This is a genomic window from Treponema sp. R6D11, assembly GCF_054786075.1.
The window spans coordinates 1-493 of record NZ_BDHD01000696.1 but is presented as its reverse complement, the minus strand read 5'-3'; the positions used below and the strand labels follow the sequence as shown (position 1 = coordinate 493).

The 493-nt window shown below is 35.3% G+C and carries 1 protein-coding gene; it reads right to left on the bottom strand.

All coding sequences use genetic code 11. The features are described 5' to 3' along the window. Positions 1 to 90 precede the first annotated feature (90 nt). Positions 91 to 493 (bottom strand): metallophosphoesterase family protein (locus tag ACYVTD_RS15545; RefSeq protein WP_461248604.1); only part of this gene is annotated, 403 nt, incomplete at its 5' end.

Sequence of the window (493 nt, the reverse complement as noted above, 5' to 3'; positions counted from 1 at the left end):
CTATCTGTATTTAAAAAATTCTGTATCTGAGACAACATCGCTTTTCCCCTGGCGCGGGAAAAATCAGCATATGTTTGCTGTGTTATTGCGTCAACTTCCATTTTTATCTCCCAAATCAATAATATAATGACTAAAAGCGTTTACAACTGTTGTGTTATTCCATTTTGTACTGCGAATATCATTTAAATCATATAGATGAATATGACCATGAACAAGGTATTTGGGTTTAAATACTTTCATAAACCATAAAAAAGACTTAAACCCGTTATGGCATTTGTCATTTTTATCGTGAATGCCTTTTGGCGGAGCGTGAGTTAAAAGCACGTCAAGAAAACGTCCATGCACAAGGCGGTTCCAAAGAAGTCTTGGAATTATTTTTAAAATTTCAAAAAACATTTCAGAATTGGTATATTGATTGGGACCGTTATTGTAACGCATAGACCCGCCAAAACCAGCCACTATAAAATCGCCCTCTTTTTTTACCTTTGTTCCC